Below are 1198 nucleotides of genomic sequence, written 5' to 3'. Positions count from 1 at the left end.
GAATGAACAGCTTACCACCGGTGATAAAGCAATGATGGAGGCATGGAAGCAGGCCGAAAACACGAATGATCCGTTGGTGCTGCAAGATTTCATGGACAGGTATGGCGACGGACCCTACGCCGCAGCGGCGCAGCAACGCCTCAACGAACTCGCGCAACTAAGGACCAGTGGCGTAAAAAGATTCGATCCCACGGGACGTTGGCAAGTTTCTGTTACCTATAGGGGAGGCAACGGAAATTCGAGTTGGTGTTCCCGCGATAATACCTGGAATTTCGTGCTCAACCTTACACGGGGAAAAATAAATCAGACCGTTTGGAAAGATAGAGCCGCACTATATGTCACCGGTGAAAATTCCGAAGATTACGTCGACCTGCAATTCGATATCCCGACTGGCGGAAGTCAATGGAAATGGACGGAAAGGTTCCATCTTGACGCCAATGAGAAGAGATTAACAATGACATCGGCGGGGGGCGCACCCTCCGGCTGTACAGGCACTATTGGCGTACACATGAAAAAAATGGATACGGAAAGCGGCATTCAGGACCGGACAAAAAATACCGCACATGCGAATGTGTTTGACCCGACCGGATTATGGCGCGTTGCCGTTCATTACGAAAGAGGATCGGGAAACCTCAGCAATTGTCCAAGAAACAACAGCTGGGATTTTGTTCTCGATTTTCACCGGGGAAAAATCTCGTCTACCTACTGGAATAGCGGCAGTCCACTATTTGTCTCAGGTGAGAATTCCAATGGATTTGTCGATTTGAAATTTGACGTGCCCTACAGCGCCGGTGAATGGAATTGGAGAGACCGGTTTGTCCTCGATAAATCGGAGAAGAGATTTACGGCAACAACAGTGGGCGGCTGTCCCGGAACGCTCGGTATTTATATGAAAAAGCAGTAACACCCGACACCCGTCCAGGGCTCACGGGCTGGATGGCGGCAAGTATCCTGATTGCGGCGGGCGCCCTCACATTCGTCGCACAGAAAGCCGTCAGCCATCCGTCGATGAAGGCATTCCTGCAGCGCTACGCGCCGAAGGCCCTCCCCTTCCTGCTGATCGCCGTCGGTCTTTATATTCTCCTCAATACCTCCACGGACATCACGTAAAAAACCGCGATGAGGGCTTTATAAATTTGCGCGAAATGCCTATTGTCGCGATATAACTTTCAGTTGTTTGAGGATTGGCACGATGAAA

The 1198-nt window shown here is 50.8% G+C and carries 2 protein-coding genes; both read left to right on the top strand.

Annotation, left to right across the window (positions count from 1 at the left end; genetic code table 11):
* The coding region (locus GQF03_RS11550; RefSeq protein ID WP_161339453.1) for a hypothetical protein at window positions 1–904 on the top strand (904 nt) is incomplete at its 5' end.
* A 32-nt stretch (window positions 905–936) separates the two neighbouring features.
* Complete coding sequence (locus GQF03_RS11545; protein WP_161339452.1) at window positions 937–1110, top strand: hypothetical protein; 174 nt, start codon at window positions 937–939, stop codon at window positions 1108–1110.
* The last annotated feature ends 88 nt before the right edge of the window (window positions 1111–1198 follow it).

This window comes from Sneathiella chungangensis, from assembly GCF_009882935.1.
Lineage (GTDB): Bacteria > Pseudomonadota > Alphaproteobacteria > Sneathiellales > Sneathiellaceae > Sneathiella > Sneathiella chungangensis.
The sequence above is the reverse complement of the archived record's forward strand: the minus strand, read 5'-3'. Positions and strand labels throughout refer to the sequence as shown.